Below are 16273 nucleotides of genomic sequence, written 5' to 3'. Positions count from 1 at the left end.
AACTTGTAGTTTTATTTCACAATCTATTTCTATGAAAAAAGTAAGTATTATTGGTGTACCCGAGCATTTCAATCTTCCTTGGCACATGGCTATTGAAGAAGGTGCTTTTGCAGAAAGAGGCATTGACCTAACATGGACAGATATCCCCGAAGGAACTGGTAGAATGTGTCAAATGCTTCAAGACGAAGAAACTGACCTTTCGATAATTCTAACAGAGGGCGTGGTAAAAAGCATTACCGAGGGGAATCCTTCCAAAATTGTTCAAGAATTTATTGCAACCCCATTGCAATGGGGCATACATGTCGGTGCCAAGAGCGCATTTAAGACCATAGATGGGCTTTTAGGAACAAAGGCAGCAATCAGTCGCTTTGGCAGCGGAAGCCATCTTATGGCTTATGTAAATGCCCAAAAAGAAGGGTGGGACATTAATGATTTAAAGTTCGAGATAATCAATAATCTTGACGGAGCAATCGAAGCACTTACAACAGGTACCGCAGATTATTTCATGTGGGAGCATTTCACAACTAAGCCAATTGTGGACAATGGCACTTTTCGAAGATTAGGGGACTGCCCTTCTCCGTGGCCTTGTTTTGTAATTGCTGCAACCGATACCTTCATTGAGAAAAACCCATCTACCCTAAAGCATATCTTGGAAATCATTAATCTATATACTTCAGAATTTAAGAATATTCCAAGTATCGATAATACTTTAGCAAACCGCTACGGACAGCAGTTGACAGATATTCAAGAATGGCTTTCAAGCACAATGTGGAGTCAAAAACAGATAGCAAAACAGGACATTGCTAAAGTCAGTACAACCCTAAAGGAATTAAAGCGAATCGATAAGATTATACCTTTTGCAAGCATAGTGACTTAGCAAGCTTAATTCATTTATCAATATTCGAAAAATACTTACGAATTATTCCCTTGATAGTTTTCTCAGATAAAGGCTTTTCAATAAACTCTTTGATATTCGGGTTGTTCATTGCTTTTATCTTATCGCCTTCATCTCCGCTAGTAGTGAGCATTACAATAGTAGTACTCTCTTGAATCTTTAAATCAACCCGTTCTTCATAGAACTTCAAAAACTCCCATCCGTCCATAACGGGCATTTTTATATCCAAAAGAAGTAAACAGGGTGTCTTTAACATCGAATAATCTTTAGAAGATGTAAGTAAATCAATAGCCTCTTTACCATTTGTTGCCAAATCTACATTGACATCAAGATTTAGCTTATTTATAAAGATTTTATTAAAGAGATTGCTGATTTCATCATCATCAACTAAAAGAATGGAGTTTAACTTAGGAGAATACATAAAAACGTAATGGTTTGGCTTCTCGAAAGTAGTAATTTTCTTTCTATGGAATATCCCCGCTCTTATTTTTTAGCGTTTTTGTTTAAATAAAATTTAAATAAAAACCTCTATTTCTGTGTTTTGTTAAACAAAAGTACCATCGGAACTATAAATTAATCTGTCACCACAGTATAGCATTCCTTTGTAAATCCATTAACAGTTTATTGGTTTGACTAAAGTGTTTGTTTCCAAACCAATAACCACGATTTGCGCTCAAAGGCGAAGGATGTCCTGAAGTGAGAATATGGTGTTTATTTGCATCAATAAGTGTGGCTTTCTTTTTAGCAAAACCACCCCAAAGTAAAAAAATTACATCCTTCTTTTCATCTGACAATTTCTTTATTACCGAGTCGGTAAAACGCTCCCAACCTTTTTTTTGATGACTTCCTGCTTGATGCGCACGTACCGTAAGCGTGGCATTAAGTAAAAGCACACCTTGCTTTGCCCAACGCTCAAGGTTACCACTTTCAGGATATGAAACGCCCAAATCATTCTGAATCTCCTTAAATATGTTGATTAAAGACGGTGGATGAGGAATACCATCTTTTACTGAAAAACAAAGCCCATTAGCTTGGTTCGGACCGTGATACGGGTCCTGGCCAATTATAACAACTTTTGTGTCCTCAAAACGACAGTGATCAAAGGCAGCAAAAATATCCTTGCCTTTAGGGAAACAGGTGCCAGAGCCGTACTCTTCTTTTACAAAGTCAATAAGGGAATGAAAATAAGGTTTTTGAAATTCCTGCTCGAGTTGCTGCTTCCAGCTTTCGTTTATTTTAACATCCATAAATAATTTATCCTTTCCTATCAAAAGACAAAAGTAGATGTTTTGAACTACTTAAAGTAGGGTGATTGAAGTTGGAAAAGGTTTTCCTAATCCTCAAATGTTGTATTTGCAAGTTGGATCTTTAGCACGTCACTCTGTGCTTGACGACGCTCCAAAGTCGTAATATAATCTAGTGTTGCATCCTCTTTGTGCAAATCATAAGATTTAGTCGCCCAGTTCATTGCTGCATTTAGATTGCCATTAAACTCGCTTAAAACTGCTAGATTATAACATGCGCGACCACTAATCCTTGCTTTTGGGTTTGCGATTTCTTCTTCCCATAGTTTTATGGCTTCATGGTAAGCGCCCTCTTGTATTTTATCATCTGCCAATTCGAAGTTTCTGGTTCCAAGAACATAATACGCTCTTTGAACATCTAGTTTTTTGGGTTGCATACGTTGTGCATACGAACTTCCAGAGTTTTTACTCTGCTCCAATAAGGTCTCTCTTCGTTTATCGATAGCCTGTAAAGCATCTACCGGACTTACGCCTTTTGCTGACGCAGTAATTTGGTCGTTTGAAGTAAACTCATCAACCAATATTCTTTGTTTTGGGTCATACACTCTCCAACCGTTTTCAATAAGTGTTTCTAAGGTAATCTCTTGGGCGGATACTTTTGTTCTATCTCGCATCATATCTAGCTGATCGATCTTAGTTTTCTTTAAAGAGAACTGAGTTTCAGTATCGTGAGAGGCTAACGAAAATATGGCATCAACTCCATTTTCCTCACAGATTTCAGCTATTTTGTTCCAAGTTTCCTTACTTGGTCTTGTCCCAAAATCCGTCATTTCTTCATCAAGGTTATCTAAAATTCGAACGGTATCGAAGCGTTGGTCTTGTGCCAATTCGTCGAAGAGTCCGGTCAAAGCTGCTTCTGTGCCTTTTTCTGCAAGCCATCTTTCTTCCATTACAATAAGTTGCTCTAATCGGGTTGAATAGCTCTTGACAAATGAGGATTTGCTGCTATTCACAATACCAATTTTTCTAATTTGATTTGAAAAATCAACAGGAGAAGGTTCTATAGTACTAATTGTTAACTCTTTTGTTGAAGTACAACTAGAAAGCGCTACTAAAACGCTACATACAAACAAGATTCGGGAAAAATGTCTCATATAAATTTAATATTCGCGAAACGAAAAGTCGCTATCGCGTAAGTAGGTTCTGACTAAAACAGCTGTTAGGGTGAAAATATTGTATTAAGGGTATGCATTTGGTCGAAAAAACCAAGGATTTGTTGTGTAAGCTCAGTCTTTCATGTTCTTGGGGTGGAGAATGTTTTTAGTCTAAGGCGTATTGCATACATTTGCCATCGGTTTTATCAGCTATGATTTCAATAAGCAACAAAACACTTCAAGACCTAGAGTTTCCAACGGTTCTGCAACAAATTGCAGCGCGATGCAATACGGAATTAGGAAAGGAACGTTCTTATGAAATCGAGCCTATTTTAGATGATGAAGCTATACGGTTGGTTTTAGGTCAAACATCCGAATATTTATCGTCGTTGGTCAGTGAGAATAGAATTCCCAATCACGGATTTGACAGGATTGATGCGGAGCTTAGTCTTCTCAAAATCGAAAACACGACGTTAGAAGTTGGAAGTTTCCGAAAAATTGGAACTATCTGCACCACTATTGCTACGCACAAAAAGTTCTTTAAAAAGTTCAAAGAGTATTATCCCTTGTTATTTGCCGTTTCCGAAGAAATTGAACTGAATACTGAGATTCCAAAGGAAATCGATGGAGTTATTGACAGGTTCGGAGAAGTGAAAGACCGAGCTTCGGATAGGTTGTTTTCTATTCGTAGGCAAATGAATCAGGTAAAGGGGAAAATCAGTCAAAGTTTTTCTTCCGCCCTGAATCTCTACAACGGCTCGGATTATTTGGATGACATTCGAGAGTCCGTTTACGAAAACCGTCGTGTTTTGGCAGTCAAAGCCATGTATCGAAGAAAAGTAAAAGGTTCGGTTATGGGAAATTCCAAGACCGGAAGCATTGTCTATATCGAACCCGAAGCTACTTTGAAATACAGTCGTGAGCTAAATAATCTGGAATTTGATGAAAAGGAAGAAATCCAAAGAATACTGAATCAACTTACGGCGTTGATTCGTCCCTTTGCTCCTATTCTTTCTGACTACCAGGAATTCCTTGCACAAATTGATGTAACAGCAGCAAAAGCTAAATATGCATCGGATACGAATGCACTGCTCCCAAAAATAAATAAGGAGAAACGTCTTTTTTTAAGGGATGCCTATCACCCGCTATTATACCTCAACAACAAATTAAAGAACGAGAAAACCTATCCACAGACTATCGAGCTACATCCTGAAAACCGGATTATCGTCATTTCGGGACCGAACGCTGGTGGCAAAAGTATTACTTTGAAGACGATTGGACTCTTGCAAGTGATGCTGCAAAGCGGATTATTGATTCCCGTTCATGAACGAAGCTCAGTTTGCTTATTTGATAAGATTTTAACAGATATTGGAGATAATCAATCTATTGAAAATCATTTAAGTACGTATAGTTATCGGCTTAAAAACATGAACTCTTTTTTGAAGAAGTGTAATGCCAATACATTGTTCTTAATTGATGAGTTTGGCACAGGAAGTGATCCAGAACTCGGCGGAGCCTTGGCCGAAACCTTTCTTGAAGTGTTTTACGAACGTGAAGCATTCGGAGTAATTACAACACACTATGCAAATCTAAAACTACTTGCTAACGAATTGCCATATATATCAAATGCTAACATGCTTTTCGACGGCAAAACCTTAGAACCTACCTTTCAATTAGTCTTAGGAGAAGCAGGCAGCTCGTTCACTTTTGAAGTGGCACAGAAGAATGGCATCCCCTACTCGCTCATCAACAAGTCAAAGAAGAAAATAGAACGCGGAAAAGTCCGTTTTGATGCCACGATAGCCAAATTACAGAAAGAACGTAGCAAAATGGCTAAAACAGGCTCTAGAATGCAAGAAGAAGAATCCAAAGCAAGAGAAGAAGCCGCGCGATTGGAAAAATTGAACGCGAAGATTAAATCTAAACTCGAAAATTACCAAGAACTCTATGACCATGACCAGCGTATGGTGCATTTGGGCAACAAGGTAGATAAGGTGGCCAACCGTTATTTTCAGGACAAGAAAAAACGGACTATGGTATCTGAGTTGATCCGCATAGTTGAAACCGAAAACAGCAAGCGAAAAAAGAAATCGGCCAAACAGGATAAAGCCGAACGGACAAAAAAGGCACAAGTTGCCCAAGAAGTACAAAAAGAGGTCAAGGTAATCCGTCAAAAAAAGAAGGTTGCAAAGAAAAAGGCAGTTCAAAAAGAAAAGAACAAACCAAAACCGGTTTTTAAGATTGGAGACCGTGTTCGGATGATTGATGGTAAGGCGGTTGGCAGCATCGATACCCTTGAAAAAGGGAAGGCGGTGGTCAATTACGGTATGTTTACGACCAACGTTAGCATAGATCTGTTAGAGTTGGTGGAACGCAAGAAGTAATATGCTATTTAATTTGATTATCAGTTAATTATATGAAATCGTATATGATTTTACGAATACCACCTCGGGTTTTTAAAGCCGCTTTGTATTAAAAATAACAGCCGACACCAAACTGTTGAATTGCCACTTAAGGTGCCGACTGACTTCTTTAATTTTAAAGATCAAAAGGACCTTCGTTATCAAAATCATTGTTCTTTGAGTTAATGGAATACTGTGTTCCCTCCTCATTAAACAAAATGTAATAACGCGTATCACCTATATACATACTCATTGCGGCCCCGACTTTTTGAAAAGGCAGGGTATCGTTACGCCCCCATTTGCTTATTGGTTTAACCTCTTGATAATCACCATCACTACGTAATGCATATTCCGTGCCTTGTTGGTTTATGAACCAGTGGTCATTACCCTCTGTTACGCCCGTTCTATGTATGGCCGCGCCTATACCATCTGTAATAAATGGATTATCAGCAAAACCTGCAGATGAACTTACCGGTACTCTTCTATCCAGCCAATATAAAGAATTGATACCGTCTTCTTCTTGTCCAGAATTCCTTAATACCGACCAAAAAAGACCATCTTGCGAAAAGACAATTAATTCAATATCTCTACTACTATTATAGTCTCTATTTCCGTCTGTATTATAAATTGCCCCAATACCATCTTCACCAAATGGATAGGAGCTGTCTGTATCTATTATGTCTCCCAAATCCTCTATAGGATATGGTCCTTCTAACTTATTGGCAGCCTCTGCATCACTAACAACATATCGTTTGCCATCTTTGCTAATTAGGATTATTTTAGATTTCTCGGCTACGGTTGCGGCTCCTACCGGTCCTAATAAATCAAGAACTTCTCCTTCCCAATGTCGGGTCTGAACCGGAGCTGTTCCTTTTGAATATAATTCACATTGCACGAAATCATATTCAGTAGCTAATTTTGTTCCTACTATTTGACTCGGGTTTTGTACACTTCGAACCACATAAGACAAGGGCATGGCTTCAGTGATATTTGTGCTTTCGGCCAATTTTGCACCAATAACATTAATATCAAGTTCACCTGACAACTCAAAGGCGCTTTCTGCACTACCGCCATAGGCAATTATTTTAGTTTTCACCTCTTTTAAGGCATTATACTGTTCATAATCAACTTCACCTTCAACCTTCTTGTCAAAGCCTTTGTAGGTGCCTTCAACTCGGGTTTTTAGCTCATTGATAGAACTGGTAGATTCCACGAGCATATAGAAAATTCGTCCATAGGTCACCGAAGAAATAAATGTAGCGGGATTATTTGGTTGCACAAATGGGTCTAAATCGTCACCTGTAACGCTGGGTGCGAAAATATCATCGAGTCCATTGATTTGGTCCATACTCATGGTATAATATTGCTGAGTCAATTTAACCAAAACACGATTGTATTGCTTATCAGACGAAAAGGACAAATTGCCTGAAGCGTTAATATTGTATGATTCGAAACTTATACCTATTTCAAGAGCCATTTGCTCTTCGCTAAAAACTTCCTCTACCTCTAATTGAAAGTTGGCGGGCACAATGTCGGGATCATTGGCAATGATTTCATTCATTGCGGTTTGAATCGATGATTTTTTTACCCCATCTACAGAAATAGCAGATACCGGATTGCCATTTATCAAATTGTAAGACACTGTTCCTCCCGCCCTATCTACGTTAATTGTTGAAGGAGTATTATTGTTCAATGAATTGCCTTGTAACAAATTCCCAGGCCAAATTACTTCAGCGTTAGGATTAAATAATGGGAATTTGCCATTACCATCAAGTACGCTTAGTTTTTTGGACGTACACTTATAGCGATAATTGATATCGGCGCCATTAAAATTTGGTTCTTCGTAATCTTCAAAATAATCATCAAATACTTCTAGGGTGTCTGCAGTTCTAGTTGCGGGATAGTCTTCAATTGCCGCTCTCGAAAGCACATTATTAAGTGTCAGTACATCATTGTCACCTGGGTCATCATCAGTTTGACCTATCACATCGGGGTCATCGGTTGTAGACCCTTCTTTGCTACACGCAAAAATGAGGAGCAATACTAAAAATGGCAATACCCTTAGCGTAATTTTGAGTTGTGATTGATTTGTTTTCATAATTTCTTCGGTTTAATTGATTCAACACCTCAAACCTAGCCTAGAATACAGGCGGACACTAATTTTGTCCATGGACAAAGCATGGACAGTACATTCCGTTTTTGAGATATTTTACCATGGACAATCCTTATTTTTAAAAATCAAAAATTTTATTTCACATCAATAAATTCAACGTTTAGCAAAGATTTTGGCACAAAAATCGGTTAGAATTGGTATGGACTTTATATGGACAAAGGGATTTTTCTTCCAAAATAGCTTAGTTAATGAGGTGGATTAATTACTTATCTTGGTGATGACCAATTTTCAAACAGCTTATGAAGAACCTAATTACCATCCTAAGTTTCGCCGCACTTTTCAGCGTCTTTTTTGCCAATGCGCAAGACGACGCCTATCGCTATCGGAATATCGATAGTATGTTACAACTATTGAAAACCCAGCAAGACACAGCCTTGGTGGCAACGTACAGAGCTGTTTTTTCAACCTATGCTTCAAGAGATCCGGAGAAGGCCAAACCCTATTTAGATACGGCATTCGTCCTAACAAAGGACTTGAACAACCCCAAGATCAAGGTACGTCTGCTTAAAGACCTCGGCCACTATCATGATCAAATGGGCGAATATGCCAAGGCCATGCCCATTTACCAGCAAGCTATTGATTCTTGTATCGCCTATGATATGAAGCCCTTATTACAGCTTACGTACAACAACATGGGAACTGTAAAAAAGTACCTTGGTGACCTAGAAGGCGCTATGGATTCATTCCTTAAATCGATTCAAGTAAGTAATGAACTAGGTGAAACCGATGACTATAGGGCACCGAGTTACTCGAATATCGGAAAATTGCATGCCCAGCTTGGCAACCTTGAGGAATCAAATAAGTACTACCGACTTACTGAAGAAATCTGTCTAAAATTCGGGTTGGACTATGGTCTGGCCATAACAAGATCGAATTTAGCCGAGAATATGATTACAGCTGGAGATTATTTAAATGCCCTACCGCTTTACAAACATGCATTGACGTTTTTTGAAAAGTCAAACGATTTCCCCGAAATGGGCGAACAGTATAATTTCATTGGCGACGCCTACTACAATTTAGATTCACTAAACCAGTCAAAGATATTCTATGCCAAGGCCTTACAAATAGGGCAGCAGATCAAAGAAAAGAAAATGCTCATGAACGGAAATCACAATTTAGGACGAATCGCAATTCGAGAGGGCAGCTACGAAAGAGCTTTGGCCTTCCTAACTGAAAGTACAAAAATAGCTAAAGAGGCCGGTAATAATCTCGAATTAGTAAAAATCTATCCCGATTTTGCTAAAGCCCATGCCGCTCTAGGGCAATACCAAAAGGCCTTCCACTATAGCGAGCTACATTTTGCGAAGTATGATTTTATCTTTCAGAAAGAAAAAGTCGAACAAATTAATGAGCTGGAAGTGAAGTACCAGACCCAGAAAAAAGAGGCTGAAATCGCACTTCAAGAGGTAGAAATAAATACGTTAAATGAAAAAGCACGAGCAGACAAACTTCAAAAGGGGCTTTATGCCGGAGGCATGGCCTCCGCCCTAGCCTTATTTGGACTCTCAGTCTTCGGCTATCGCCAGCGAATCAAAAAAAACCGTATCGCCCGTGAAAAGCAGGAAGAAATCTACCGTCAAGAAATCGAGCACAAAAAGAAGGAGTTAACCAGCCAAACACTGCACTTGGTCCAGAAGAACACCTTTATTCAAGAATTAAAAGAAAATTTGGAAAACCTCAAGAGCTCACCAGACAAATTTAAAACCGAGTTTCGACGTATTGTTATGCTATTAAAGAAGGAAAATGCCTCAGACAAAGACTGGGAGGTCTTTAAGACCTATTTTGCCGATGTACACAACGACTTTGACCAGAAATTAAAAACCCTTTACTCAGACATCTCCGAAAAGGAAATACGCCTTGCGGCTTTTTTACGTATGAATTTGACCACGAAAGAAATTGCGGCGACATTGAATGTCTTGCCCGATAGTATATTGAAGTCCAAGTATCGATTGAAAAAGAAATTGAATCTGGATAAGAAAACAGATTTGACCAGTTTCTTAAATACTTTATAAAATTTAGGTCTTGCTTCTACCCTAGCGTATCTTTGCTTTGAATTTGAAGGTGGAAGAGATTCCCACCTTCGCGGGAATGACAAAAAAGTATGTCTGACAAGAAAATTATTCTTTTTGATGGCGTTTGCAATCTTTGCAATGGCTTTGTACAGTTTGTCATTAAGCGTGATAAAAAAGATGTTTTTCGCTATGCAGCTTTGCAAAGTGAAATCGGACAGCGGCTCATATCAGAACGAAACATCGATACTACAAAAATAGATTCCGTAGTCCTTATTGAACCAGGAATCGCGTATTACATTAAATCAAACGCTGCTTTACAGATTGGTCGGCACATCAAAGGATATCGAACGATTTCAAAAGTTTTAAAATTGATTCCCAGTGGTTTACGAAATATCGTATATGATTTAATCGCGCGGTATCGCTATGCTTGGTTTGGTAAAAAGGAGGCTTGTATGATTCCTACTCCTGAATTGAAAGCGAAGTTTTTAGATTAATCATGTATTCCGTTTAATCCACGAAATGCATAGGCTGTTAACCTTGAAATACAAAAGTAATGTTACTTGAAACTGTTGCTTCACCAGACGCATTAAAACAAGTAATTACCGCCAAATAGGTTTTACCTAGCACCAAAGGTCGGGCAGGAACGTCATCCAAAATACCTTGTCCGTAGACGATTGAATTAGTGGTTGAAATACCGCTCCACATCAAACAATCTTGGATGTCCAAATTTGATTCCAAACATTCGGCATCAAATCGAGTTTTCTAAGGGATAGATAAAAGGGTAGATTCAATTAGAATTCGAAGTAAAATATTTAGAATTCCATAGAATTGCAGAACATAACTTCCGCAAATTCCGATAAAATAAGGAACTAGTCGCGAACAATTTTACTTTAGGTTATTTAAAATAAAGTCCAAGGTCTTATTCGAATTAAGATTTTGAAGGTAAGCCAAGTTGGTAAATTGATTTTTCTCGGCAAGCCCTATTTTATGAAGCTTTTGGATGGCTTGTTCGTAATCTAAAGAGACTTTACCGGATAGTAATGGTTCCATAGATTCTTCTTGTAGATAACGCTTGTAGATTTTGCGCAGTCCGCTTAAATACAGTCGATCTTTCGTAAAGCCTCCTCCCCTGTGCGCGCGAAGGGTTATGGTAAAAGCATCATTGCGATTGAGCTTATATTGATTGTGGATTAAATCAAAAGTGTCCGAAAAAGTATATCCCTTTATCAAACTATCGGAAGCTAAAACGCGATATGCTAGTTCCTTTAAGCGCTTTAGAGTCAATGCTCCACTCATGTACTCACTGAAAACAGCAAGTCCCTCTTGTGTTTCAACATTTTTAGGAAATCCATTAGAGAAGATTTTAAGTGGCTGTTGTTGTCCGTTGTAGGTGGTTACTAGATGCACACCAATCTCATGATTGGCCAAAGTGAGCAACTGATTTTTACTGAATTTGACATTTCGTTTAATCAATAACGATTGTGATGCATTACTTACCATGGCTTCTGCCGCAATATGTGTTGAAAATTTGATGTTTAACGGGAAATCATATTGCTCCGCAAAATCCTCAAAGTAAGCTTTCGCCTCTTCAGCAGTGAAAATCTTCTCCATATCTCCCGAAATAGGCTCGTCTGTGTAGTGGAGTATAAATCGCGCATTTTCGACATCTTTTTCCGTAGGAGAACCATAAACTCGGAGTGAATTGTAATGAAATTTCTTCTTCTTCCCTATTGTTTCGATACATTGTACCATGTTCGAATAGTAGTAGATGATTTCCTTATACATCGTACGGATTTGTTCATCTTCAATGCGCTCTAAACGTTGCGAAAAGAACATACGATGCAGTTTATACGGACTAAACTTTAACTTTGGATAACGAAATTCAGGATCTATGGAATATTTTGAAGCGAAGAACTGATGCTTCTCTTTTTCAATATTTAAAGGGTTCACATAGCTCAATAGTTCGATTTTCTTTACCAAGCGATCCAAATTGGCATCGATTTCGAAGATATCGGCGTATTCGCGCTGTAATTCGTTAAGCTTTGGGGATTGAATCATACTCGTTCCTGAAATTCCTTCAACTGCAAAGGTATCAATTCTTTCAATTGTTCCTCCACAGAACGAATGACTTCCGGATAAAGTATGCCCTCGTACTCATCGCAGTACACTTTAGCAATCTCCGTTGCTAAAACCAAAGTATTCTCAAAGTTTTGAGTTATGTATTTGAGGAAATAGCCATTCCCTTGAAAAGTATCATTGATTTTAGAAGTGGATTTGATTCCGTTAGGAAGTTCCATCTCTCCCAACCTTTTACTCCAAGATTCAGCCAACTTGCCAAAACGATTGTTATCAATGTTTGCAGTGCCAAGATTCCACGTAGGTACTTCTCTATCCCAGCGTTTCCAATTGTAGCTGTGCATATCAAAAACGATGGCTTTTCCATATTTTGATTCAATTTGACGAACCAAAGCATGTACAACCTTATAAAAATTAGTGTGTTTTTCTAGACTATAATCTCGTTCTTCAGAAGCTAAGGGGCTTTTCCATAGTTGCTTTCCCCAAGCATCGGTATAAATTGCGGTATCCGGAGCACGATTTAAATCATACTCAAAACGACTGTCACAACCGGTAATAACAATCGGATGTGATTGCACCATTTCTTTGGTACAGGGGTCTTCTTCGTACCATCTGTCGTATTCCGTATGTAAGCAATTTTCCCAAAGGGATTTCCGAAATTGGTGCCCATCATGAACCGCTCCGCAAATATAAGGGGCGTATTCTTCTATTTTTAAGGTAAAAGAGTAGTCTTCTGAAACCGCTTCAAAAGGAATTTCAGATTTTATCTTGGAAATTATGGAATCTACGGAAAGTTTAAGCATTCTCAACTTCATTGCGAAGCCTTGAGCGTCTATCGAAGGCTTGTAATTGGTCAATTACTTTACTTTCAACAAAATCAATCACCTTGGATTGAATCTTGGTTTTGTAAACCTTGTTCATGTAGGTTATCCCTCCTGGAGACATCACATTGACCTCAACAAGCTTTCCCCCTATTACATCAATACCTACGAAGTAGAGTCCGTCTTTAACTAATTTCGGACCTATTTGCTTGCAAAGTGCTTTTTCCTCTTTGTTCATGGAATGTTTTTGAACCGAGCCGCCTGCAGAAACATTCGAACGATGGTCATCGGTACCAGGAACCCGTTTCATGGCGCCGATGGGCTCTCCATTCAAGATCAAAATACGCACATCACCTTGGTCAGCACCTTCAATGTACTCTTGAAGTATGACATAGTTAGATGTTCCATCAGAGTTAGTTATGTAAAAATCCAATAGGGATTGAATACTACTCATTGCGGATTTTTCAATCAGGATAACTCCTGAACCGCCAAAACCATTTAAAGGCTTTAGAATCATCTTATCTGCCTTCGATTCTTTTATTTGACGGATTAAATGACGTTTGTTTTTGGACACATGAGTCGCTGGAATGATATTACTATGCGAATCTCCGAATGCTGCTGTATAGAGTTTATTATTCGCTTCACGGAGTCCTTGAAGGGAATTCATAATAAAGACATCATCCTTTACAGAGTCCAGAAAGTTCAACATAATGGGGTCCAAAGGCGGATTGGCACGCATGAATATTACGTCAAACCCAGCCAAAGGAAGCATCTCCTCTCTTAAAGTAGCCTGTTTATAAAACGATTTCAAACTACCCGAAACCTTATCCATTCGATTAATTACAGTACAAAAAGCGTTGGTAACGCTATTACGTATGGTCAAATTAGCGGGAGTGCATAGGGCAACGCCATGTTTGCGTTTTACACACTCGTGAATCAATGCGAGACTTGTGTCGTTTTCCGGGTCAATATCTTCCCACGGATACATTAGAAAACAGATGTTCATGTCGAAATGGTTTTATCAGATTCTATTTTACTTCATCATAATGGTCGTCCCAGTTTTTGGCTTTGGGGTTATCATGTAGCTTATCTACTGATTTTGCAACGATAGTGGCTACTGTTGCGTCACCTGTAATATTTACTACAGTTCTTAGCATGTCAAGAGGTCTATCTACGGCAAATATCAATGCTAAACCGATTGCATATTTGTCCGGCGGAAATCCAACAGATTCCAAAACGATGACCAACATAACCATTCCTGCTCCAGGCACAGCAGCAGTTCCAATCGAAGCTAACAAAGCTGTCAGGACTATGGTTAGTTGAGCAGCTAACGGAAGGTCAAAACTAAGCGCTTGTGCAATAAACACTGCCGCTATACCCTGATAAAGACTTGTACCATCCATATTGACGGTCGCTCCAACGGGAAGTACAAAACTGGAAACTTCCTTATCGACGCCTATGTGCTCTTCTACCCTTTCCATAGTTACCGGAAGTGTAGCTGCACTTGAACTAGTAGAAAAAGCCAATAATTGTGCTGGACTCAGTTGCTTCAAGAACCAAAATGGGTTCTTTTTAGCAAATATTGAAACTAGGATACAATAGAAAACAATCATCAAACAAAGTCCCAAAACAACTACCCCTGCGTATTTAAGTAATGCCAATAAAATCTCAGGGTCACTGGATGAAACCACTACATTTGCCAACAGAGCAAAAACTGCATAAGGTGCCGAGAGCATTATCAAATCCACCATCTTCAAGACTACATCATTAAGAGAGTCAAAGAAGTTTTTAAGAGGCTTGGCCCTATCCTCTCCTATCAACAACATTGAAATTCCCATGAAAATGGTAAAGAAAATAACCTGTAACATCAATTGATTGTTCCCCAGTGCCGAAACTGCATTATCTGGAACCATATCTTCTAAAAATTTCAAGGGTCCGCTCTCTTTTTGCCTTGAAGCTTCTTCAAGCTTGGCGGTAACTCCCTTATCATTTGCATATGTAGAGGTTAGCTTATCGATGGTTTCTTCGGAAATTCCATCACCTGGCGCAATTAGGTTTACCAACACAAGGCCTAAAATAATAGCAACCGTTGTAGTACCAATATATATTCCAATCGTACGAAGCCCAATATTTTTAAACTTAGAAATATCTTTAAGATCCGATATTCCTTTAATCAAGGAAGCTAAAATGAGAGGAACCGCTATAAGTTTGAGTAATTTAATGAAGATTGTGCCGAACGGAGCAACCCAATTTGTGACAAATTCCTTACCCCAATCGAAATAAGTCATACCGAAACCGAACAACAGCCCCAGCACCATTCCAATCATTATTTTCCAATGCAATTCTAACTTCTTCATAAATCCTAGTTGGTTTAGGGAAGTAAGATACTATTTTGAATGGAAAATTTCTAGAAAAGAAAAACTATAATTTAATCGTGCGATTGAGTAAGGTATAATCCGCCAAAACAAGCGCTGCCATCGCTTCAACAATAGGCACTGCACGTGGAACTACACAGGGGTCATGTCTGCCTTTTCCTTGGGTTTGCACCATATTGCCTTCTTTGTCGATGGTCTCGTAACCCTGAATTACAGTTGCGACAGGCTTAAAGGCAACATTGAAGTAAATATCCATACCATTGCTAATACCGCCTTGCACACCACCGCTATGATTGGTTTTGGTGCTGCCGTCGGAATTGAATTGGTCGTTATGGACACTACCTTTCATTTTAACCCCTTCGAAACCACTTCCATATTCAAAACCTTTTACGGCATTAATGGAGAGCATGGCTTTTCCTAATTCAGCGTGAAGTTTATCGAAAACCGGCTCACCCAAACCAATAGGAACATTTTGAATAACGCAGGTGATAATTCCACCAATGGTATCGCCTTCCTTTCGAACCGCTTTGATATAGGCCTCCATTTGGGCTGCCATCTCTGGATCTGGACAACGAACATCGTTGGATTCCGTAAGTGATAAGTCTAAATCTTGATAACTTTTTTTAAGTCGCATATCACCAACCTGCGAAACAAAGGCGTTTATTTTGATTCCAGATAACATTTGTTTGGCAATTGCTCCTGCCACTACTCTACTTGCCGTTTCTCTGGCTGAGCTACGTCCGCCACCTCTATAATCTCTAAATCCGTATTTTTTGTCATACACATAATCGGCATGTGATGGACGATAGGAATCTTTAATATGGGAATAATCGTGTGATTTTTGATTGGTATTGTGAATAGCAAATCCGATTGGTGTTCCCGTTGTTTTTTTTTCGAATATTCCCGAGTAGAATTCAACTGTATCCGGTTCTTTTCGTTGGGTTACTATTGCAGACTGTCCGGGTTTTCTTCGGTCTAGCTCGTTTTGGATAGCATCAAGGTCGATTTCCAATCCGGAGGGACATCCATCTAAAACACCGCCGATAGCAACTCCATGAGATTCTCCAAAAGTTGTAAGTTTAAAAAGGTTTCCGAAGGTATTTCCCGCCATTCTGAAGGTT

Annotated in this window: 14 protein-coding genes; 4 read left to right on the top strand and 10 right to left on the bottom strand. The window is 38.9% G+C overall.

Translation table 11 applies throughout. From position 1 onward, the window contains the following. Positions 1–31: 31 nt before the first annotated feature. A complete protein-coding gene (locus ACKWCD_RS02825) occupies positions 32–877 on the top strand; it encodes a substrate-binding domain-containing protein (protein ID WP_413982411.1) in 846 nt (281 codons plus the stop codon). Between the two features lie 10 nt (positions 878–887). Here ACKWCD_RS02825 and ACKWCD_RS02820 read toward each other — a convergent pair whose 3' ends face one another. From ACKWCD_RS02820 to ACKWCD_RS02810, 3 genes are all read right to left on the bottom strand, one after another. Then, complete coding sequence (locus tag ACKWCD_RS02820) at positions 888–1316, bottom strand: response regulator (RefSeq protein WP_413982410.1); 429 nt, start codon at positions 1314–1316, stop codon at positions 888–890. 160 nt (positions 1317–1476) lie between these two features. Beyond that, entirely contained in the window at positions 1477–2142 is a 666-nt protein-coding gene (locus ACKWCD_RS02815; RefSeq protein WP_413982409.1) for a uracil-DNA glycosylase, read from the bottom strand. Positions 2143–2228: 86 nt separating this feature from the next. Beyond that, a complete protein-coding gene (locus ACKWCD_RS02810; protein ID WP_413982408.1) occupies positions 2229–3293 on the bottom strand; it encodes a DUF6340 family protein in 1065 nt (354 codons plus the stop codon). A gap of 212 nt (positions 3294–3505) precedes the next feature. On the opposite strand from ACKWCD_RS02810, the gene ACKWCD_RS02805 reads away from it, so the two are divergent. Beyond that, entirely contained in the window at positions 3506–5677 is a 2172-nt protein-coding gene (locus tag ACKWCD_RS02805) for an endonuclease MutS2 (protein ID WP_413982407.1), read from the top strand. A gap of 154 nt (positions 5678–5831) precedes the next feature. Here the strand turns inward: ACKWCD_RS02805 and ACKWCD_RS02800 are convergent, their stop codons facing one another. Continuing rightward, a complete protein-coding gene (locus ACKWCD_RS02800; protein WP_413982406.1) occupies positions 5832–7793 on the bottom strand; it encodes a thiol-activated cytolysin family protein in 1962 nt (653 codons plus the stop codon). A 314-nt stretch (positions 7794–8107) separates the two neighbouring features. On the opposite strand from ACKWCD_RS02800, the gene ACKWCD_RS02795 reads away from it, so the two are divergent. Together ACKWCD_RS02795 and ACKWCD_RS02790 are read left to right on the top strand one after the other, a co-directional pair. After that, on the top strand, positions 8108–9880 hold the full coding sequence (locus ACKWCD_RS02795) for a tetratricopeptide repeat protein (protein ID WP_413982405.1): 1773 nt from the start codon (positions 8108–8110) through the stop codon (positions 9878–9880). Positions 9881–9969: 89 nt separating this feature from the next. Continuing rightward, positions 9970–10374 carry a thiol-disulfide oxidoreductase DCC family protein gene (locus tag ACKWCD_RS02790; protein ID WP_413982404.1) on the top strand — a complete coding sequence of 135 codons (405 nt, stop codon included), beginning with the start codon at positions 9970–9972 and terminating at the stop codon, positions 10372–10374. Positions 10375–10411: 37 nt separating this feature from the next. Here ACKWCD_RS02790 and ACKWCD_RS02785 read toward each other — a convergent pair whose 3' ends face one another. The 6 genes from ACKWCD_RS02785 to aroC form a co-directional block, all read right to left on the bottom strand. Continuing rightward, a complete protein-coding gene (locus tag ACKWCD_RS02785) occupies positions 10412–10618 on the bottom strand; it encodes a hypothetical protein (RefSeq protein WP_413982403.1) in 207 nt (68 codons plus the stop codon). A gap of 147 nt (positions 10619–10765) precedes the next feature. Continuing rightward, positions 10766–11938 carry a flavohemoglobin expression-modulating QEGLA motif protein gene (locus ACKWCD_RS02780; protein ID WP_413982402.1) on the bottom strand — a complete coding sequence of 391 codons (1173 nt, stop codon included), beginning with the start codon at positions 11936–11938 and terminating at the stop codon, positions 10766–10768. Then, positions 11935–12759 (bottom strand): N-formylglutamate amidohydrolase, encoded by an 825-nt coding sequence (locus ACKWCD_RS02775; RefSeq protein ID WP_413982401.1) that lies wholly within the window; start codon positions 12757–12759, stop codon positions 11935–11937. Before ACKWCD_RS02775 ends, ACKWCD_RS02780 begins: the two co-directional genes overlap by 4 nt. Next, on the bottom strand, positions 12752–13783 hold the full coding sequence (gshB, locus tag ACKWCD_RS02770; protein ID WP_413982400.1) for a glutathione synthase: 1032 nt from the start codon (positions 13781–13783) through the stop codon (positions 12752–12754). The genes ACKWCD_RS02775 and gshB overlap by 8 nt, the downstream gene beginning before the upstream one ends. A gap of 22 nt (positions 13784–13805) precedes the next feature. After that, positions 13806–15134 (bottom strand): dicarboxylate/amino acid:cation symporter, encoded by a 1329-nt coding sequence (locus ACKWCD_RS02765; RefSeq protein WP_413982399.1) that lies wholly within the window; start codon positions 15132–15134, stop codon positions 13806–13808. 64 nt (positions 15135–15198) lie between these two features. Beyond that, entirely contained in the window at positions 15199–16263 is a 1065-nt protein-coding gene (aroC, locus tag ACKWCD_RS02760; RefSeq protein WP_413982398.1) for a chorismate synthase, read from the bottom strand. Positions 16264–16273 lie beyond the last annotated feature (10 nt).

The sequence above is a fragment of the Maribacter taeanensis genome (assembly GCF_047345145.1).
Classification (GTDB): Bacteria; Bacteroidota; Bacteroidia; order Flavobacteriales; family Flavobacteriaceae; genus Maribacter_C.
Note: the sequence above shows the minus strand (reverse complement) of the source record. Positions and strands in the feature narration are given on the sequence as shown.